14 protein-coding genes are annotated in these 16,085 nt (G+C 71.4%); 3 read left to right on the top strand and 11 right to left on the bottom strand.

Annotated elements, in window-relative coordinates; translation table 11 throughout:
* Positions 1–146: 146 nt before the first annotated feature.
* Entirely contained in the window at positions 147–2,294 is a 2,148-nt protein-coding gene (locus tag OH768_RS28735) for a flotillin family protein (RefSeq protein ID WP_406458328.1), read from the bottom strand.
* A 310-nt stretch (positions 2,295–2,604) separates the two neighbouring features.
* On the bottom strand, positions 2,605–3,267 hold the full coding sequence (locus OH768_RS28730; protein WP_406458326.1) for a hypothetical protein: 663 nt from the start codon (positions 3,265–3,267) through the stop codon (positions 2,605–2,607).
* A gap of 242 nt (positions 3,268–3,509) precedes the next feature.
* On the opposite strand from OH768_RS28730, the gene OH768_RS28725 reads away from it, so the two are divergent.
* Positions 3,510–4,568 carry a PucR family transcriptional regulator gene (locus OH768_RS28725; protein WP_406458324.1) on the top strand — a complete coding sequence of 353 codons (1,059 nt, stop codon included), beginning with the start codon at positions 3,510–3,512 and terminating at the stop codon, positions 4,566–4,568.
* A 112-nt stretch (positions 4,569–4,680) separates the two neighbouring features.
* Here OH768_RS28725 and OH768_RS28720 read toward each other — a convergent pair whose 3' ends face one another.
* The 6 genes from OH768_RS28720 to OH768_RS28695 form a co-directional block, all read right to left on the bottom strand.
* Positions 4,681–5,010 carry an SCO5918 family protein gene (locus tag OH768_RS28720; RefSeq protein WP_262061246.1) on the bottom strand — a complete coding sequence of 110 codons (330 nt, stop codon included), beginning with the start codon at positions 5,008–5,010 and terminating at the stop codon, positions 4,681–4,683.
* A 189-nt stretch (positions 5,011–5,199) separates the two neighbouring features.
* Complete coding sequence (locus OH768_RS28715) at positions 5,200–5,403, bottom strand: cold-shock protein (RefSeq protein WP_019063123.1); 204 nt, start codon at positions 5,401–5,403, stop codon at positions 5,200–5,202.
* A 211-nt stretch (positions 5,404–5,614) separates the two neighbouring features.
* Positions 5,615–5,941 carry a MerR family transcriptional regulator gene (locus OH768_RS28710; protein WP_406458321.1) on the bottom strand — a complete coding sequence of 109 codons (327 nt, stop codon included), beginning with the start codon at positions 5,939–5,941 and terminating at the stop codon, positions 5,615–5,617.
* A gap of 145 nt (positions 5,942–6,086) precedes the next feature.
* Positions 6,087–6,782, bottom strand: coding sequence for a hypothetical protein (locus OH768_RS28705; protein ID WP_406458319.1), 696 nt, complete (start codon positions 6,780–6,782; stop codon positions 6,087–6,089).
* A gap of 189 nt (positions 6,783–6,971) precedes the next feature.
* On the bottom strand, positions 6,972–7,736 hold the full coding sequence (locus OH768_RS28700) for a TIGR03943 family putative permease subunit (RefSeq protein WP_406458317.1): 765 nt from the start codon (positions 7,734–7,736) through the stop codon (positions 6,972–6,974).
* Positions 7,733–8,797 (bottom strand): permease, encoded by a 1,065-nt coding sequence (locus OH768_RS28695; protein ID WP_406458315.1) that lies wholly within the window; start codon positions 8,795–8,797, stop codon positions 7,733–7,735. Before OH768_RS28695 ends, OH768_RS28700 begins: the two co-directional genes overlap by 4 nt.
* Positions 8,798–8,977: 180 nt before the next feature.
* On the opposite strand from OH768_RS28695, the gene OH768_RS28690 reads away from it, so the two are divergent.
* Positions 8,978–10,873 (top strand): NAD-binding protein, encoded by a 1,896-nt coding sequence (locus OH768_RS28690; protein ID WP_406465485.1) that lies wholly within the window; start codon positions 8,978–8,980, stop codon positions 10,871–10,873.
* Positions 10,874–10,977: 104 nt separating this feature from the next.
* Here the strand turns inward: OH768_RS28690 and OH768_RS28685 are convergent, their stop codons facing one another.
* The gene (locus OH768_RS28685) at positions 10,978–12,795 is read right to left on the bottom strand and encodes a prolyl oligopeptidase family serine peptidase (protein ID WP_406458313.1); all 1,818 of its coding nucleotides are present in this window, start codon (positions 12,793–12,795) and stop codon (positions 10,978–10,980) included.
* A gap of 159 nt (positions 12,796–12,954) precedes the next feature.
* Here OH768_RS28685 and OH768_RS28680 point away from each other — a divergent pair, with 159 nt between their 5' ends.
* Positions 12,955–13,749 (top strand): SURF1 family protein, encoded by a 795-nt coding sequence (locus OH768_RS28680; RefSeq protein ID WP_406458311.1) that lies wholly within the window; start codon positions 12,955–12,957, stop codon positions 13,747–13,749.
* 54 nt (positions 13,750–13,803) lie between these two features.
* Here OH768_RS28680 and OH768_RS28675 read toward each other — a convergent pair whose 3' ends face one another.
* Positions 13,804–15,138, bottom strand: coding sequence for a hypothetical protein (locus OH768_RS28675; protein WP_406458309.1), 1,335 nt, complete (start codon positions 15,136–15,138; stop codon positions 13,804–13,806).
* Positions 15,135–15,710, bottom strand: coding sequence for a SigE family RNA polymerase sigma factor (locus tag OH768_RS28670; protein ID WP_359611819.1), 576 nt, complete (start codon positions 15,708–15,710; stop codon positions 15,135–15,137). Before OH768_RS28670 ends, OH768_RS28675 begins: the two co-directional genes overlap by 4 nt.
* Between the last annotated feature and the right edge of the window lie 375 nt (positions 15,711–16,085).

Below are 16,085 nucleotides of genomic sequence, written 5' to 3'. Positions count from 1 at the left end.
GGTGATCGGGGGGTGGGTGGGTCCGGAACTGCCGTCCCCTGTGCGGCAGTTCCGGACCGTCTGTGGGGCCGGGCCTCGGCCTCGGCCAGGCGTCGAGCCCTCGCCGGGCGTCGGGCCTCAGCCGGGCGTCGGGCCTCAGCCGGGTGTCAGGCCTTCGCCGGGTGGCCGTTGAGCGCGGTCAGCGGGGTGTCCGCGAGGCCCAACTCACCAGCCCTGTCCAGTAGTTGCCGTAGCTGACCGGCGTTCGCCGTGTCCGTCCGCATCAGCTTCATCAGCAGCGCGGACACGGTGAGGTTCTGCACGTCGGCCGTGGAGACCGAGCCGAGCACGCGCCCGAGGTCGGCGGCGATGTTCGACGTACCGTCCAGCCACGGACGCGCCAGAGCCTGTGCCGTCTCGGAGTTCTGGACGAAGCCGTCGACGCTGCGGCCGAGCGAGATCGACGACATCAGCCGGTCGAAGAAGACCGTGTCGCCCCCGACGATGTCGATGTCGGCGTTCTCCAGCCCGGTCGCGAGGACCGTGGCCTGCGCCTCGGCAACCTGCCGCTGCACATCGAGACCCGCGAGCCGGATCTCCTTCTCGGCCTGCAACCGCAGCCGGTACTCCTCGTGGCCGCGCGAGGCGTCGTCGAGGGCGGCCATCGCGGCGGCCTTCTCGGTGAGGCCCTCCGCCTCGGCCTTGAGCTTCTCGCCGATGCCGGTGGCCTCCGCGAGCGCGTTCGCCCGTACCCCTTCGGCCTGCGCGAGCACCTTCGCCTGCGCACCCTCGGCCTCCGCGAGCGCCATGGCCCGGGTGCCCTCGGCCTCCGCACGCAGCCGGGCCTCGGTGCCTTCCGCCTCCGCCCGCAGCCGCGCTCCCGTGGCCTCGGCCTCGGCGCGGCCCGCCTTCACGGTGACCTCGGCCTCCTTGTCGCGGACCTGGACCTCGGCGAGTCCGGCCGCGGCGGCCTCCGCCTGGATGCCCTCGGCGAGCCGGAGCTTGGCGCGGGCGTCGAGGTCGGCGGACTTCAACCGGGCGTCGGCGAGGGTGAGTTGCTCACCGGCGCGGTGCTTGGCGGCGGCCTCCGCGGCCTCGGCCGCCTTGATGTCCTTGACCAGCTTCTCCTGCGCCTCGGCCTCCGCGGCGATGATGACCGCCTGCCGGGTGCGCTCCGCCTCCTCGACCACCCGCAGCTTCTTGATGGCCTCCTCCTGCTCGGCCACCGTGCGGTCCACGGCGATCCGTTCCCGGACCACGTCCGCGACCTCGCGCCGCTCGACCTCGACCTCCTTGTCCCGGGCGATCCCGGACAGCGAGGTCTCCCGTTCGCGGGCGATGACTTCGAGGAGCCGGTCCTTCTCGATGCGCTCGTTCTCGACGGCGATGACCCGCTCGCGGTTCTTCTGCGCCACGGCGATCTCGCGGGCCTGGTTCTCGCGCTGGACGCCGAGTTGCTCCTCGGTCCTGAGGAACGCGGTCTGCGCGCCGAGCCGTTCCTCCTCCTGCACCTTCGCGGTGGCGGACTCCTCGCGCGCCCGCAGGACCTCCACCTCACGGCGCTGCTTGATCTCCGCCTCGGCCTGCCGGCGCTCCAGCTCCAGGATGGTCTCCCGGGCGTCGACGTTCTGCCGGGTGATCTCCTTCTGCTCGGTGCGCTGGAACTCGTTGGTGCGGACGTGCTCGATGGTCGTCAGCTCGGTGATCTTGCGGATGCCCTGCGCGTCCAGGATGTTCTGGTTGTCGAGCTGAGTCATCGGTGTCTGCTCGAGGAAGTCGATGGCCGCGTCGTCGAGGTGGTAGCCGTTGAGGTCGGTGCCGATGACCTGGATGATCCGGTCCCGGAACTCCTCGCGCTTGGTGTAGAGATCGACGAAGTCCAGCTGCTTGCCCACGGTCTTCAGCGCCTCGGAGAACTTCGCGGCGAAGAAGTCCTGGATCGCCACCGGGTCGCTCGCGGTCTGGGTGCCGATGGCCTGCGCGACCTTGATGACGTCCTCGACGGTCTTGTTGACCCGCACGAAGAAGCTGATGTGGATGTCGGCCCGGATGTTGTCCTGGCAGATCAGACCCTCGCGCCCGGTGCGGCGGATCTCGATCGTCTTCACCGAGATGTCCATGAACTCGGCCTTGTGCAGCACCGGCAGGACGACCGCCCCGGTGAAGGTGACGTCGACCTTCTTCGTCTTGGAGACGATCAGCGCCCGCCCCTGCTCCACCTTCCGGAACAGCCGCCCGACCAGCAGGAGCAGGGCGAGCGCGATGAGCAGGACAACGGCGACGAACACACCGATGCCCACGGTGATGGCGTTCATGACATGGGTCCTCATGGGATGAGAAGGGTGGTGAACGGGCGTGGCGCGGGCCAACAGATGTGGGCCAACGGGTGTTGACCTACGGCGCGTTGGCCAACAGGCGTTGACCGACAGGGCGTCGGCCAACGGGTGTTGGCCAACAAGTGCGGGCTCCGACAGCCGAGGCAGTCGCGGGCCAACGGTCGTGGGCCAACAAGCGTGGACCAACGGGCGTAGGCCACCGCGCGTAGGCCACCGGGCGCGGCGGGCGGCCGGCGGTCGTCCGCCAACACGCGTGGGCAACGGCCGTAGGCCAACAAGTGTTGGCGGTCTACCCCGGGTTGCCGCCGGGTCCGGTCCTCGGGTCCAGCGCGCTGTCGTAGGGCGCGACCCAGAAGAACTCGCCGGGTTCGTCATAGGCGTAGAGCAGTCCGGTGCTGCCGCTGGCGAGGGCGTCGTTGCCCGTCTGCCGGACCTGGACCGTCGCGGCCGAGCCGTCCGCCGCCCTGACCTCGGCCTGTCCGAACCCGGCGTCCACCCGCCCGGTGCGAATGGTGCAGGTCAGGCCGACGAAGTCCAGCCGGGACGGCCCGTGTTCGTCGGGAAACAGGCGGTGCAGCGGCCGTACGAGCAGCTTGGTCGCCTGCCAGGTGACATACCCCGTGCCGATCAGCACGACCACCCCGACCAGGACGCCGGCCGGGCCCGAAGGGACGAGCAGCACGCTCGCGCAGAAGCTGATCAGCCAGCCGACGGCGACGAACAGCGAGAAGGCGAGGGTCACCGGGACCCCGCCGAGCCACCGGCCGTAGCCGTGCCCACGGGCGTTGACGTGCGCGTGCCCACGGGCGTGGACCTGCACATGGGCATGACCGTGACCGTGCGCGTCGGCCGCGCCGAGGGCGACCAGCAGCCAGTAGAGGACGACCACGGCGAGCGCCGCGGTGAAGACGACGGCGGGAAAACCGGTCGCGGCAGCGATGAACGCCCCCATGATCCCGGCCCCCCGTTCTCCTACTCGCCCGACTGTCGACGGGGATGCGCGGATCGCGGTTCTGGTGCCGGAAACCTGCCGGTGTCCGGCACCCGAACCATCCGTGGTGCTCCCCTGGCGCCATGGTGCACGCGGGGTGCGCGCCCGCGCATTGCCGGAACCCGGCAGTGTTCATTAGGGTCTTGATGCCGGTGACGCGCTAAGAAAGCGTCACCAGGGCGTCAAGAAAACAGGGGGCGGCGTTGCCGGAGCGCGGAATACCTGAGCAGTATCTGACGGGGTACACGCAGCTCCTGGCGGAGATCGCCGTCACCGGACGGCGCCTGACCCGGGCCGAGTTGGAGGCCCGCCGCGCCCTGGGCGAACACGCGGCCGAGGCCGGACACGGACTGCGCGCCCTGGTCAACGCCCATCTCGCCGCGACCCGTACCGCCTGGCCGGAGGCTCCCGGCGCCGCCGACTGCACGCTCGCCGCGGTGCAGCAGGTCGTCGACGCCTTCACCGAGGGCTACGAACGCGCCCAGCGGCTCGCCGTACGGCAGGAGGAGGCGGCGCGACGGGAGTTCATCGACGATCTGCTCTACGGCCGCAGCGACCTGGGCCGGCTCGCCGAACGCGCCGAGCGCTTCGGTCTGCGGCTGTCCCACACGCACGCCGTGGCCGTCGTCCAGGGCCCGACGCTCTACGACGAGAGCGCGCCGGTGCCGCGTCAGGTGGAGCGCGCGATGATCAGCCGTTTCGGTGACCGCAACATCCTGCTCACCACGAAGGCCGGCCGGATGCTGTGCGTCGCGCCCGGCGACCAGGACGACGTTCTCACCCACTTCGCCAAGCAGTCGTACGCGGCGGCGGAGGGCGCCCGGGTGGCGATCGGCCGGCCGCAGCCGGGCGCGGGCGGGATCGTCCAGTCGTACGAGGAGGCCCTGAACACCCTCGAACTGGCCGAGCGGCTCACCCTGGAGGGCCCGCTGCTGCGCGCCGCCGACCTGCTGGTCTACCCGGTGCTCACCCGTGACCGGCAGGCGATGGCCGACCTGGTCCTCGACGCGCTGGGCCCGCTCACCAAGGCGCGAGGCGGCCCGCGCCCCCTGCTGGACACACTTTCGACCTACTTCGACTGCGGCTGCGTGGCCGCGGAGGCCGCCCGCCGGCTCTCACTGAGCGTGCGCGCACTGACGTACCGCCTGGAACGCATCCACCAGCTGACCGGCGCGGACCCGGCGGACCCCGGCCAGCGCTACATGCTCCAGACGGCGGTGATCGGGGCACGCCTGCTGGACTGGCCCGACAAGGAGCTGTGAGACGGGGCGCGGGCCCCTGTGTGCGGGCGCAGAAAAAAGCGACCCCGCGCCCGGATGATGCGTCGGCGGCGTGGTCGCTTGGGTGATGCGGAGGTGTGCGGGGGCGGAGGCGTCAGCCCAGGGTGGTGCCGATGTACGAGGTCGATTCGGGGCCGGAGTCGGACTCGGCGGAGGGTGCGGCGGGCGCGGGGGTGGCCGGCGCGGGCGGCGTCTCGTGGCAGGTGAAGCCGAGGCGGGTCAGGGCCCGGGTCACCTCGAAGGCGGTGAAGTCACGGCGGTCCTGCTTGGTGATCACCTCGCCGACCTGCTTGACCGGGTACAGCTTGCGGCTGATGACGGCGCAGGGGCCGCTGACGGGCTGCTCCGGGCGGATGCCCTTGAGCATCTCCTCCACCTCGCTCTTCGTCAGATCGAAGGGGTAACGGGCGATCACGCAGCGCATGGTGCCTCACCAAGGGGTTCGAGCGGGAGGAGAGGGGAGGATTTCTCCTCGGGGAAAACGGGGAAGCCGGAGAACGGCCGAAGAACAGCGGGTGGCCGAAGAACGGCAGGTGGAACGGCGGGTAAATGAGCAGATACGAAAAGGGACCCGCACCCAAGGTGCGGGCCCCTGTTTCGCAGCTTCGCGTGCTTAGGCGGGAACGATGTTCTCCGCCTGCGGGCCCTTCTGGCCCTGCGTGATGTCGAAGGTCACCTTCTGACCTTCCTGCAGCTCGCGGAAGCCCTGGGTGGCGATGTTCGAGTAGTGGGCGAAGACGTCAGCGCCGCCGCCGTCCTGCTCGATGAAGCCGAAGCCCTTTTCCGCGTTGAACCACTTCACGGTACCGGTGGCCATGTCTTAACTCCTAGGCAGTGCACGAGATCCGCACTTTACGAATCTCCTCCATCGCCGTGATGATCACCTGCCCGGAGAACCGGTTCAAAATTGGCAACCACAACTGCAACTGAAGTCAGCCTAGCACGGAACCCATTTCCGCGGCGGCGGAATTGGGTGAGAAAAGCGCCGCCCGAAACGGTGAATTTCTGTTTCGTCGACATCAGATTTTCTAGCGATGGGACGACCTGCGCAGCTCCTCGTTCACGCGCAGCACCTCGTCCAGCCGGTCCTCCAGGCTGATGATGCGGCAGGCGGCCTCGATGGGCGTCCCCTGGTCGACCAGCTCGCGGGCGCGGGAGGCCGTACGGAGCTGATGGCGCGAGTAGCGACGGTGACCGCCGTCCGACCGCGTCGGCGTGATCAGCCCGGCCTCACCCAGCGACCGGAGGAAACCGGGGGTGGAGGCGATCAGCTCGGCGGCCCGGCCCATGGTGTAGGCAGGGTAGTCGTCGTCGTCGAGCCGGTCGGCCGCGGGCTGCTGGCTTTCTGCGGGCATGTACACCTTTCCTGCGGACCACCGGAGAGGGACGGCCCGCCTCCGGGGAGCGTGTTCCCCCCTACGGGAACTCTAGTCGCACCCGGGGAATCTCTGTCGCGGCGAGCACAGATGTCCTGACGCCCGTAGACGCCGGTTGACGCGCTCAGCGGCCGAGGAGCAGCACCCGGCAGGCCCCGGCGGGCGGCCGCGGATCGCGCGCTTCCGCTACGACGTCCCGCCAGCCCCAGGCCCGGTACGCGGCCAGCGTCTCGGTGTCGGTGGCGGGCAGCAGGGCGACGCCGAGGGCCGGCGCGTGATCGGCGAGAAGCCTGCGCTGCAGGCGCCGGGCGAGGTTCCAGTCCCGGTCCTGGTAGTGGGTACGCACCCGGGCCGGGACGACGATCCCGGAGACCGCGAAGAGCCCACCGGTGACCGCGAGACCGCGCACGGTCCGGGGAAGGCGGGTGTCGCACCCCTGCCACCACGGATCGGCGCCGCGCACGGGGAAGCCGTAGGCGAAGGCCGTCAGGGTGGTGTTCTCGGCGATCAGCAGGGTGAAACCGGGGCGCCGGACATCGCCCGCGAGCCGGCGCAGGAAGTCGGCGCGCGAGCGGGTCCCGGCGCGGGTGCCGCCGCCGGAGGTCTCCTCGTACAGATCGCCCAGGTCGTCGAACCGGTCCTCGACCTGGCGTCGGCTGAGCGGGCGGAGACGGTCCCCCTGCCGGGGGGAGGGGCCGCGCTCCCTGCCGGGCGACCATGGCTTCTCCCCCTTGACCGCGTCGGCACGGCCGTGTGCGTCCGCACCGCCGTGCCTGACGAGGTCCGCGGTCATCGGCCGACCGGGCACATTCACGGTCATGGGGCGAGCCCTGCCCCGGGTGCGGACACGTCCGCCCCGGCGTCGTCCTTCGCCGAGGACGGCACCGGCGCGATCCGGTACACGAGAAATCCTCGGTCCCTTCACGGTACGCCCGCGAGGTGCGGCACGGCCTGGGCCGCGGGTCCGGCAGCCCTGCGTCCTACGGCCCCTGCCGCGCGCGCTACCGCGTCACTGGTTCCAGCTCTCGTCGTACGGGTCCTTCGGGGTCGGGACCGGCTTGGCCCGGGTGACCTGGAAGTAGGGGATGGGGCGGTTGTTGACGGGGTCCTTGGTCTGCTTGGCGGAGTAGGTGCCGGTGACCAGTAGCCAGGTGTCGGGCTGCAGGACCGGCGGGATCTTGCCGGTCAGGGCGATCTTCACCGGCTGGGCGTCTGCGGCGCAGCAGTTGAGGGCCATGCGGACGAGGTAGGGGGCGCCGGACTTGTCGAGGGCCACGAAGCCGGTGACCTTGAGCTGACGGTCGCCGAGGGAGTGCCCGTGGTCGTAGACCGCGCGGGTCGCGTAGTCGACCAGGCCGAGGGTGAGCGGGTTGTCGGCGGGGAGCTTGGAGAGGCCGTAGGGCTGCTGGATGGCCGTGCCGGTGCGGACCGCGCTGTAGGAGCCGAGGGCGGGCGGGGCGACCAGGATGAGGGCGAAGAGGGGGAGCAACAGGAGCCAGGAGATGCGGGGTTCGCGGTGCACATGGCCATGACCGGGCTCGGGCTCGTGGCTGTCGTCCGTCACCGGAATGTCCGCGTGCGCCTTCTCCGCCCGTGCCCGGCGCCACTCGTACCAGGCCGTCGCCAGTGCCGCCACGATGAGTACCGCGCCGGAGAGCAGCAGCAGCGGCTGGAGGCCGGCCTTGACGTAGCGGAGGTAGAGGTTGGTGAGGCCCGCGTGCAGCAGGGCCGTGCCGATCAGGAACAGGACCGCCGCCTGTGCCTGCCGGCTCACAGGAGCACCGCCGAGGTGACGACCGCGCCCGCGATGGCGAGGACGAAGGTGGCGGGCGCGAAGCGCAGGGCGAAGCCGCGCCCGAACGTGCCCGCCTGCATGGCGAAGAGTTTCAGGTCGATCATCGGGCCCACCACCAGGAACGCGAGTTTTGCCGTGAGCGAGAACTGGGTGAGCGAGGCGGCCACGAACGCGTCCGCCTCCGAGCAGATCGACAGCAGTACGGCCAGGATCGAGAGGGCGAGGATCGCCACCACCGGGTTGTCGGCCGCCGTACGCAGCCAACTCGCGGGCGCCACCGCCTTGAGCGTCGCCGCGGACATCGCGCCGAGCACCAGGAACCCGCCCGCCTGCATCACGTCGTGCCGCACCGAGCCCCAGAACGCGGCCCCCTTGGTCTCTCCCGCGTGCGGCTCGTGGGCGGGCAGCTTCAGCCAGTCGGTGCGGCCGAGCCGCGTCCACAGCCAGCCCATCAGACAGGCCACGAGCAGGCTGCCCGCGAACCGGGCGAGGACCATCTCCGGGTTGCGCGGAAACGCCACCGCCGTCGCGGTCAGCACGATCGGGTTGATCGCCGGGGCGGAGAGCAGGAACGCGATCGCCGCCGCCGGAGTGACGCCCCGGCGCACCAGCGCCCCGGCCACCGGCACGGACGCGCACTCGCAGCCCGGCAGGATCGCGCCCGCCATCCCGGCCACCGGTACGGCCAGCACGGGGTTGTCGGGCAGGGCGCGGGTGAACCACGTGGCCGGCACGAACACCGCGATGGCCGCCGACAGCAGCACGCCCAGCACCAGGAAGGGCAGCGCCTGCACCACCACGGCCACGAACACCGTCATCCAGCTCTGCATCACGGGCGCGGACAGGGCCGTACGGATCGGTCCCTGCGCCAGCACCACCAGAAGCAGCACCATGGTCAGCACGAGCGGCGAGTTGAGCTGCCAGCCGTCCTTGGAGGCCTTGCCGTCCTTCGAGGGCTCGGACGCGGGCGGCTGTTGGGGCGTTTCCGCGGTCGGCGGAGTCTCCGTGGTCGGCGCGGCTGGTTCGGTGGTGATGGCCACGGGTGTGCTACCTCCGGCAAGTGCGGGGTTTCGCGAGTTTTGCTCCCTGTCTCTGCATACGGCAGTCGGGGCGCGGGTGTTCAGCGGAATACTGGAACCACCCGCCTCCTTGGGGCAGTCTTTCCCCTCGTGGCGAGCAGCGTTCCTCATCAGACCCCGCCGGGCACCGCCCGGGCACACATGGTGGTGTGCGGCGACGACGCGCTCGCGCACCGGCTCGCGGCCGAACTGCGCACGGTCTACGGCGAACAGATCACCCTCGTCGTGCCGCTCTCCGAGGCCACCTCCCGGCCGCCGGTCGTGGGGCGTGCACGTGCGGCCTCGGTGGCGCTGCGCGACCGGGTCAACGCGGCGGTGGCCAGGGCGAACGGCAACGGCGTACCGACCGCCCCCGAAACCCCGCGCGGGGAGCGGGTGCTGGAGGTCCCCGAGCTGACCGAGGCGGTGTTCGCGGAGGCGGGCGTGGAGCGGGCGACCGCGCTGGCGCTCGTGCACGACGACGACGAGACCAACATCCGCGCCGCCCTCACCGCCCGCCGCCTCAACCCCCGTATCCGGCTCGTGCTCCGCCTCTACAACCGGCGCCTTGGCCAGCACATCGAGGAACTCCTCGACCAGGCGGCCGCGTTGGCGACCGGCGACGGTTCGACGTTCGGGGCCGGCCTCGGGCTCGACGCCTCCACCACCGTCCTCTCCGACGCCGACACCGCAGCGCCCGCGCTCGCCGCCACCGCCCTCGCCGGCACCAGCAAGGTCGTCCAGACCGACGGGCTGCTGCTGCGCGCGGTGGAACGGCCGCCGCCCGCACCCGGGGAGGTCGCCGACCCGGGGCTGGCCACCCTCGCCCTGCTCTCGGCCACCAGCAGCGACCCAGCCGGCGCGGACGGCTCCGAGGGCATGGGCGAACAGGGACCGCGCCTGCTGCCCGACGCGGCGGCCGTCGCCTCGGCCACCGGGCGCGGGACCGTTGTCCTTGAACAAGTGTCGTACGCCGGGCCGCAGTTGCCGGGCGGACGCGGGGGCGGTGTCGTACCGGCCTTCTCCTCCCTCTTCTCGCGGCGGCTGCGCTGGTCGCTGGCGGGCATGGTGGCGTGCGTGATCGCGCTCGCCCTGTCGCTGTGGCTGGTGACCGGTATCCATCCCGTGCGGGCCTTCTATCTGACGTTGCTCGATCTCTTCGCAATCGACGACCCCGCGATCGGGGCGCCGCTGGGCCGGCAGATCCTTCAACTCCTCTCCGGACTCGTCGGGTTGCTGATGCTGCCGGTGCTGCTGGCCGCGGTTCTTGAGGCCCTCGGCACGTTCCGTACGGCGTCCGCGCTGCGCAAGCCGCCGCGCGGGCTCGGCGGGCATGTGGTGCTGCTCGGGCTCGGCAAGATCGGCACCCGGGTGCTGACCCGGCTGCGCGAACTCAACATCCCCGTGGTGTGCGTCGAGGCCGACCCCGAGGCGCGCGGTCTCGCGGTCGCGCGCAGGCTGCGGGTGCCGGTGATCCTCGGGGACGTCACCCAGGAAGGCGTCCTGGAGTCCGCCAAGATCCACCGCGCGCACGCCCTGCTCGCGGTCACCAGCTCCGACACCACCAACCTCGAAGCCGTGCTCTACGCCCGCTCCGTACGGTCCGATCTGCGCGTCGTGCTCCGGCTCTACGACGACGACTTCGCGACCGCCGTGTACCGCACCCTGCGCGCCGCCCACCCCGGCGCCCTCACCCGGAGCCGGAGCGTCTCGCATCTGGCCGCGCCCGCGTTCGCCGGTGCGATGATGGGGCGGCAGATCCTGGGCGCGATCCCCGTCGAGCGGCGGGTGCTGCTGTTCGCGGCGATGACCGTGGGCGGGCATCCCCAGCTGGAGGGAAAGACGGTCGCCGAGGCGTTCCGGGCCGGGTCGTGGCGGGTGCTGGCGCTGGACACGGCGAACCGGGACGCGTCGGAGGACGTACGGCGGTCGGGGCTGGTGTGGGACCTGCCCGACACGTATGTCCTGCGGGGCTCGGACCGGGTGGTGCTGGCCGCGACCCGGCGGGGGCTGGCGGAACTGCTGGGGCGCAGGCCGCGGGAGCGGGCCGGAACCTGATCAGGTGCCCTGCGCCGGGGTCGGCCGGGGTGGGACCGCAACCCGGTGCTGCGGGGTGCCGTCCGCGCCCACCCGTGCCGTCCCGGCGGCACGACTGCCCGCGGCTAGCCGGACACCGCAGCCACTCCCCCCAAGTGCCTTGCCGCGAAGTCCAGTTCCAGTCTCACCTGCTTGATCCGTTCGTCCACCACCAGTGACCCGTGGCCCGCGTCGTACCGGTACACCTCGTGGACGGCGCCTCGCTTCTCCAGTCGTTCGACGTAGTTGTCGATCTGCTGGATCGGGCAGCGCGGGTCGTTGACGCCGGCCGAGATGTAGACGGGGGCCGTGACCTTGTCGACGTAGGTCAGCGGGGAGGACGCCTCGAAGCGGTCGGGGACCTCTTCGGGGGTGCCGCCGAGCAGGGTGCGGTCCATGGCCTTCAGGGCTTCCATCTCGTCGTGGTACGCCGTGACGTAGTCGGCGACCGGGACGGCCGCGATGCCCAGGGTCCACGCGTCGGGCTGGGTGCCGATGCCGAGGAGGGTGAGGTAGCCGCCCCAGGAGCCGCCGGTGAGGATCAGCTTGGCGGGGTCGGCGAGGCCGGAGGTGATCGCCCACTCCCGGACCGCCGCGATGTCCTCCAGCTCGATCAGGCCGACCCGGTACTTCAGCGCGTCCGTCCAGGCCCGCCCGTACCCGGTGGAGCCGCGGTAGTTGACCCGTACGACCGCGTACCCGTGGTCGACCCAGGCCGCCGGGCCCGCCGCGAAGGAGTCGCTGTCGTGCCAGGTCGGGCCGCCGTGGATGTCGAAGACCGTGGGGAGGGGGCCCGTGGTGCCTACCGGCTTCTGGACCAACGCGTGGATACGACCGCCTGGGCCCTCCACCCACACGTCCTCCACCGGGACCGAGCCCGGTGACTTCAGGCCGGGCGGGTCCAGGACCACCTCGCCCGTCGTCGAGCGCACGGCGGACGGCTCGGCGGCCGACGACCACAGGTATTCGACGCTGCCGTCGGGGCGGGCCGTCGCACCCGAGACGGAGCCGGGCGGGGTCGGCACCTTCTCCAGGGCGCCCGAGGCGAGGTCGTAGCGGAACACCTCGCTGCGGGCCTCGAAGCTGTGCGCGACGAGGAGGGCCGAGCCGTCGGGGTACCACTCGGCGCTCACGTCACCCGGCAGATCGAGGGCCAGGTCGGTCTCGCCGCCCTTCACCACGTCCCACACCAGGGGCTCCCAACGGCCGCGCCGCTGATGGCCGATGAGGAGCCGGGTGTCGCCCTCCACGGGTGCGAAGCCGAGCACCTCAAGGCCCAGTTCCTCGGTGCCGCCCTTGGTGTCGTCCAGGTCGGCGACCGCCGTGCCGTCCGGGCGCAGGACGCGCAGCGCCGAGTGCATCGCGTCGCCGTGCTCGGTGTGCTCGATCGCAATCAGCGAGCCGTCGTGCGAGAGGTCGCCGACGCCCGCGGACTCGCGGTGGCGGTAGAGCAGGGTGGTCTCGTCGCCCGTGCGGGCGAGGTGGATCGTCGTACCGTCCTCGTCCGTGGAGCGGCCGACGACGGCGGTCCTGCCGTCCCGCGCGAGGGCGAGCCCGGCCGGGTAGGACGGTTCGAGACCCGGCACGGCCGGTTCGTCGGGGCCGCCCTTGAAGGGCTGGCGGCGCCAGACGCCGAACTCGTCGCCGTCCTTGTCGTCGAACCACCAGATCCACTCCCCGTCCGGGGAGAGCACACCGTCCGTCGTGCCGTTCGGCCGGTCCGTGACCTGGCGTTGCTCGCCCGTCGCCCGGTCCCAGGCGTACAGCTCATACGTCCCTGTCGCGTTCGACACGAACAGGGAACGGTCGGGTGCGTCCTCCGCCCAGTCGGGCAGGGACACTCGGGGCGCCCTGAAGCGCTTCTCCCAGTCCGGTGTGTACGCGGACCCGTTGCTCTCAGTCATGGCCCCATACTGCCCGCCCTCACAGACATTGCACTGACTGGATCCTCAGCCTGTGGATAACTTCGACCAAGACCCGGTCGGAGCATTGCCAACGACGGGTGAACCTTCGGGCCGACCCCCGGGCCGAGGCCCCAGCGGCAGCCCCGTACCGTGGAAGGCGTGTACCGGTTTCTGCTGACATCGCGCTGGTGGGGCATCAACGTCTTCGTACTGCTCGCCATCCCCTTCTGCATCTTCATGGGGTCGTGGCAGCTGAGCCGGTTCCAGGCGCGCGTGGACAGCAGCCACCAGGCCACCAGGCAGGTCGAGACGGACCGCGCCGAGTCCGCCCGCCCGCTCGCCGAACTGCTGCCGGTCGACCAGGCCACTTCGGGCCGGCAGACCACCGCGACCGGCCGGTACGGCAAGCAACTCCTCGTCCCCGACCGCCAGTTGGACGGGAAGAACGGCTTCTACGTCCTCACCCTGCTGCGCACCGACGACGGCAAGGCGCTGCCCGTGGTCCGCGGCTGGCTGCCCGGCACGCCCGACGCGGCGAAGGCACCGGCCGCGCCGACCGGCGAGGTCACCGTCTCCGGCTCACTCCAGGCCTCCGAGACGCCCGGCGACAACGGCGTCAGCGCCCAGGGCGGGCTGCCGTCCGGCCAGACCGCGGCGATCAGCGCGGCCTCGCTGGTGAACCTGGTGCCCTACCCCGTGTACGACGCGTGGATCACGCTCGACAAGGCCGACTCCGGGATGACGGCCGTACCGGCGACCGCGCCCGCGAACACCGGCCTCGACCTGAAGGCGTTCCAGAACCTGGGTTACACCGGCGAGTGGTTCGTCTTCGCGGGCTTCGTCGTCTTCATGTGGTTCCGGCTGCTGCGCCGCGAGGTGGAGTTCGCGCGGGACGCGGAACTCGGACTGCTGCCCGAGGACGAGAGCGAGCAGGCGGCCGGCGTCACCGTCTGACGCCGCCGGGTCCCCCGTGGACCGGCAACTGGAACCTCGCAACCGACGGCCGTCCTACGACGCCGGCAGCACGCCCGTCCGGTAGATCGTCCCCGCGCACGCGTTCGGTACGACGACCGAGGTCGTCGGTGAGCCCGCCTGCGCCGTGTGGGAGACCTGGACGCTGCCGTCGAGCGTGCCGTCCTCGGGGAGCAGCTGGGCGGACGTGCCGGTGTCACCGGCCGTGGAGCCGCTGCTCGTGCTGGTGTCCTCCGAGGGCGAGGGGCTGGCCGTGGTGCCGCCGGTGGTGGTGCCGCCACTGTTGCCGCCACTGCTGGTGGGGCAGGTCTCCGAGGGCACCCAGGCGAACTTGACCTGGTAGGCGGAGCCGGGCAGCAGCACCAGTTCGGCGGGCTCCGTCGACGGATCGGGCAGGCCGGCCGCCACGTCCCCCGCCGCGTGCCGCGTCACAAGGATCTTGGTGCTGTCCGCGGCCCCCAGCGCGGAGAATCCCACGGTGCCGGCGCCGCCGACGGTACAGCTGGTGCCGGAGGTGTTGGTGACGGTGAACGTGCCGTAGACAATGCCCCCCGTGTCGGCGGCGGCCACGGACGAGGTGGCCGAGCCGAGCTGGTCGGCGGCGCAGATGGGCGCGGCCGTCCCGGTGCTGGACGTGGGGTTGGCGCTCACGGTGCCGGCGCCCGGGCTCTTGCTCCCGCCCTCGTTCTTGTGGCCGCCCGGATTCTGTCCCGACGCCTGCCCGGAGGAGCCGCCGGAGGTGCTGGAACCTCCGTCCGGGTTCTTGCCCTGGCTGGTGCCGCCCTGGGCCTGTGAGCTGTTGCCCGCCATGGACGGGTCGACGGAACCTGTCGAGTTCGAGACGTGCACGAGGGCCGGGATGGCGGTGCCGAAGAAGAGGGCGGCGGCGGCCATGCCGACGACGGCCTGGCGCTTGCGGGCCCGGCGGGCGGGCACCGCCTTGCGCAGGTGCTCCAGCGTGCCGTCGCGCGGCTCGACCTCCTGGACCGCCTGGTGCAGCAGCCGGCGCAGCGCCAGCTCGTCCTGGGCGAATCCTTCGGTGTCGTGGTCGCCGAGTCCGCCGAGTCCGTCGAGTTGCGCGGCGAGCCCGGCGAGCCCCCCGAGTCCTTCCGGGTCGCGCCCCTGAACGGTCTCGGGGTTCTCAGCGCCCTCGGTGCCGTCCGGGTTCTCGGGGTTCTCCCCTCCGGAGGCTCCTCCGGAGTTCCCGTCGAGGCTCGGCCCGGTGGGGCTCTGTTCGTCGGGGCCGTGGTTCACAATTCCGTTCCCAGCGTGCGATTCGTTCGGTTCTTCCCTGCGCGCCCAGGTCGGACCGCGCCGGACTTCCGGCTCGCGCCGCGCGCGTGAGCCGTTTCCGTCGACGTTGTCGCTCATGCCGTGGCCTCCATCGCGATCCGGAGGGCGGCGATGCCGCGCGAGCCGTACGCCTTCACCGAACCCAGCGAGATGCCGAGCGACTCGGCGACCTGCGCCTCGGTCATGTCCGCGAAGTAGCGCAGGACCAGGACCTCGCGCTGGCGGCGCTGCAGGCCCTTCATCGCCTTGATGAGGGAGTCGCGCTCCAACTGGTCGTAGGCGCCCTCCTCCGCGCTGGCCATGTCGGGCATCGGCTTCGAGAGGAGCTTGAGGCCGAGGATGCGGCGGCGCAGGGCCGAGCGGGAGAGGTTGACGACGGTCTGGCGCAGATACGCCAGGGTCTTCTCGGGGTCACGGACACGTTTGCGCGCCGAGTGGACCCGGATGAACGCCTCCTGGACGACGTCCTCGCAGGAGGCGGTGTCGTCGAGGAGGAGCGCGGCCAGGCCGAGCAGCGAGCGGTAGTGCGCCCGATAGGTCTCGGTGAGGTGGTCGACGGTCGTTCCGGCCGCGACGGTGTCGTCGACACCGTCGCGCTGGTTCGGGATGCGGGCGGGCCGCGCTGCGGGCATCGGCGCGATCACCGGCATGCCGCCGGGCGCACGGGAGCCACGCGGAGGCCGTAGGGCCGTGCCGCGTGCCGCGGTGAAGTCGAGTACCTGAGCCACGCAAGTTGGACGCGCTTCCCCCCTTGGGGGTTGTACGCGTCGACCGTCCCATTTATGTCAGACGAAACAAACAGTCCACCCACCCGTCTGGTGTCAGGCAGCACAACCGACAGTGCGTCGAACACCCTCATGCCTACCCGCTCTTCCCCTGTGTCACGAATGTCGGGGGCGTCCCCACGCCCCTCATCGCATCCCCGCGCCCGCTGAAGGGCGTCCGCAAAGACGCTCCCCGCTCGCCGCGCGGTTGCGGGAAGCGGGGAGTGAAATCTTCGGATGCGGAGGTGGCTGGATTCAAGT

Origin of the sequence: Streptomyces sp. NBC_01622, from assembly GCF_045209635.1 — a bacterium.
In the GTDB taxonomy this organism is placed as follows: Bacteria; Actinomycetota; Actinomycetes; order Streptomycetales; family Streptomycetaceae; genus Streptomyces.
The sequence above is the reverse complement of the archived record's forward strand: the minus strand, read 5'-3'. Positions and strand labels throughout refer to the sequence as shown.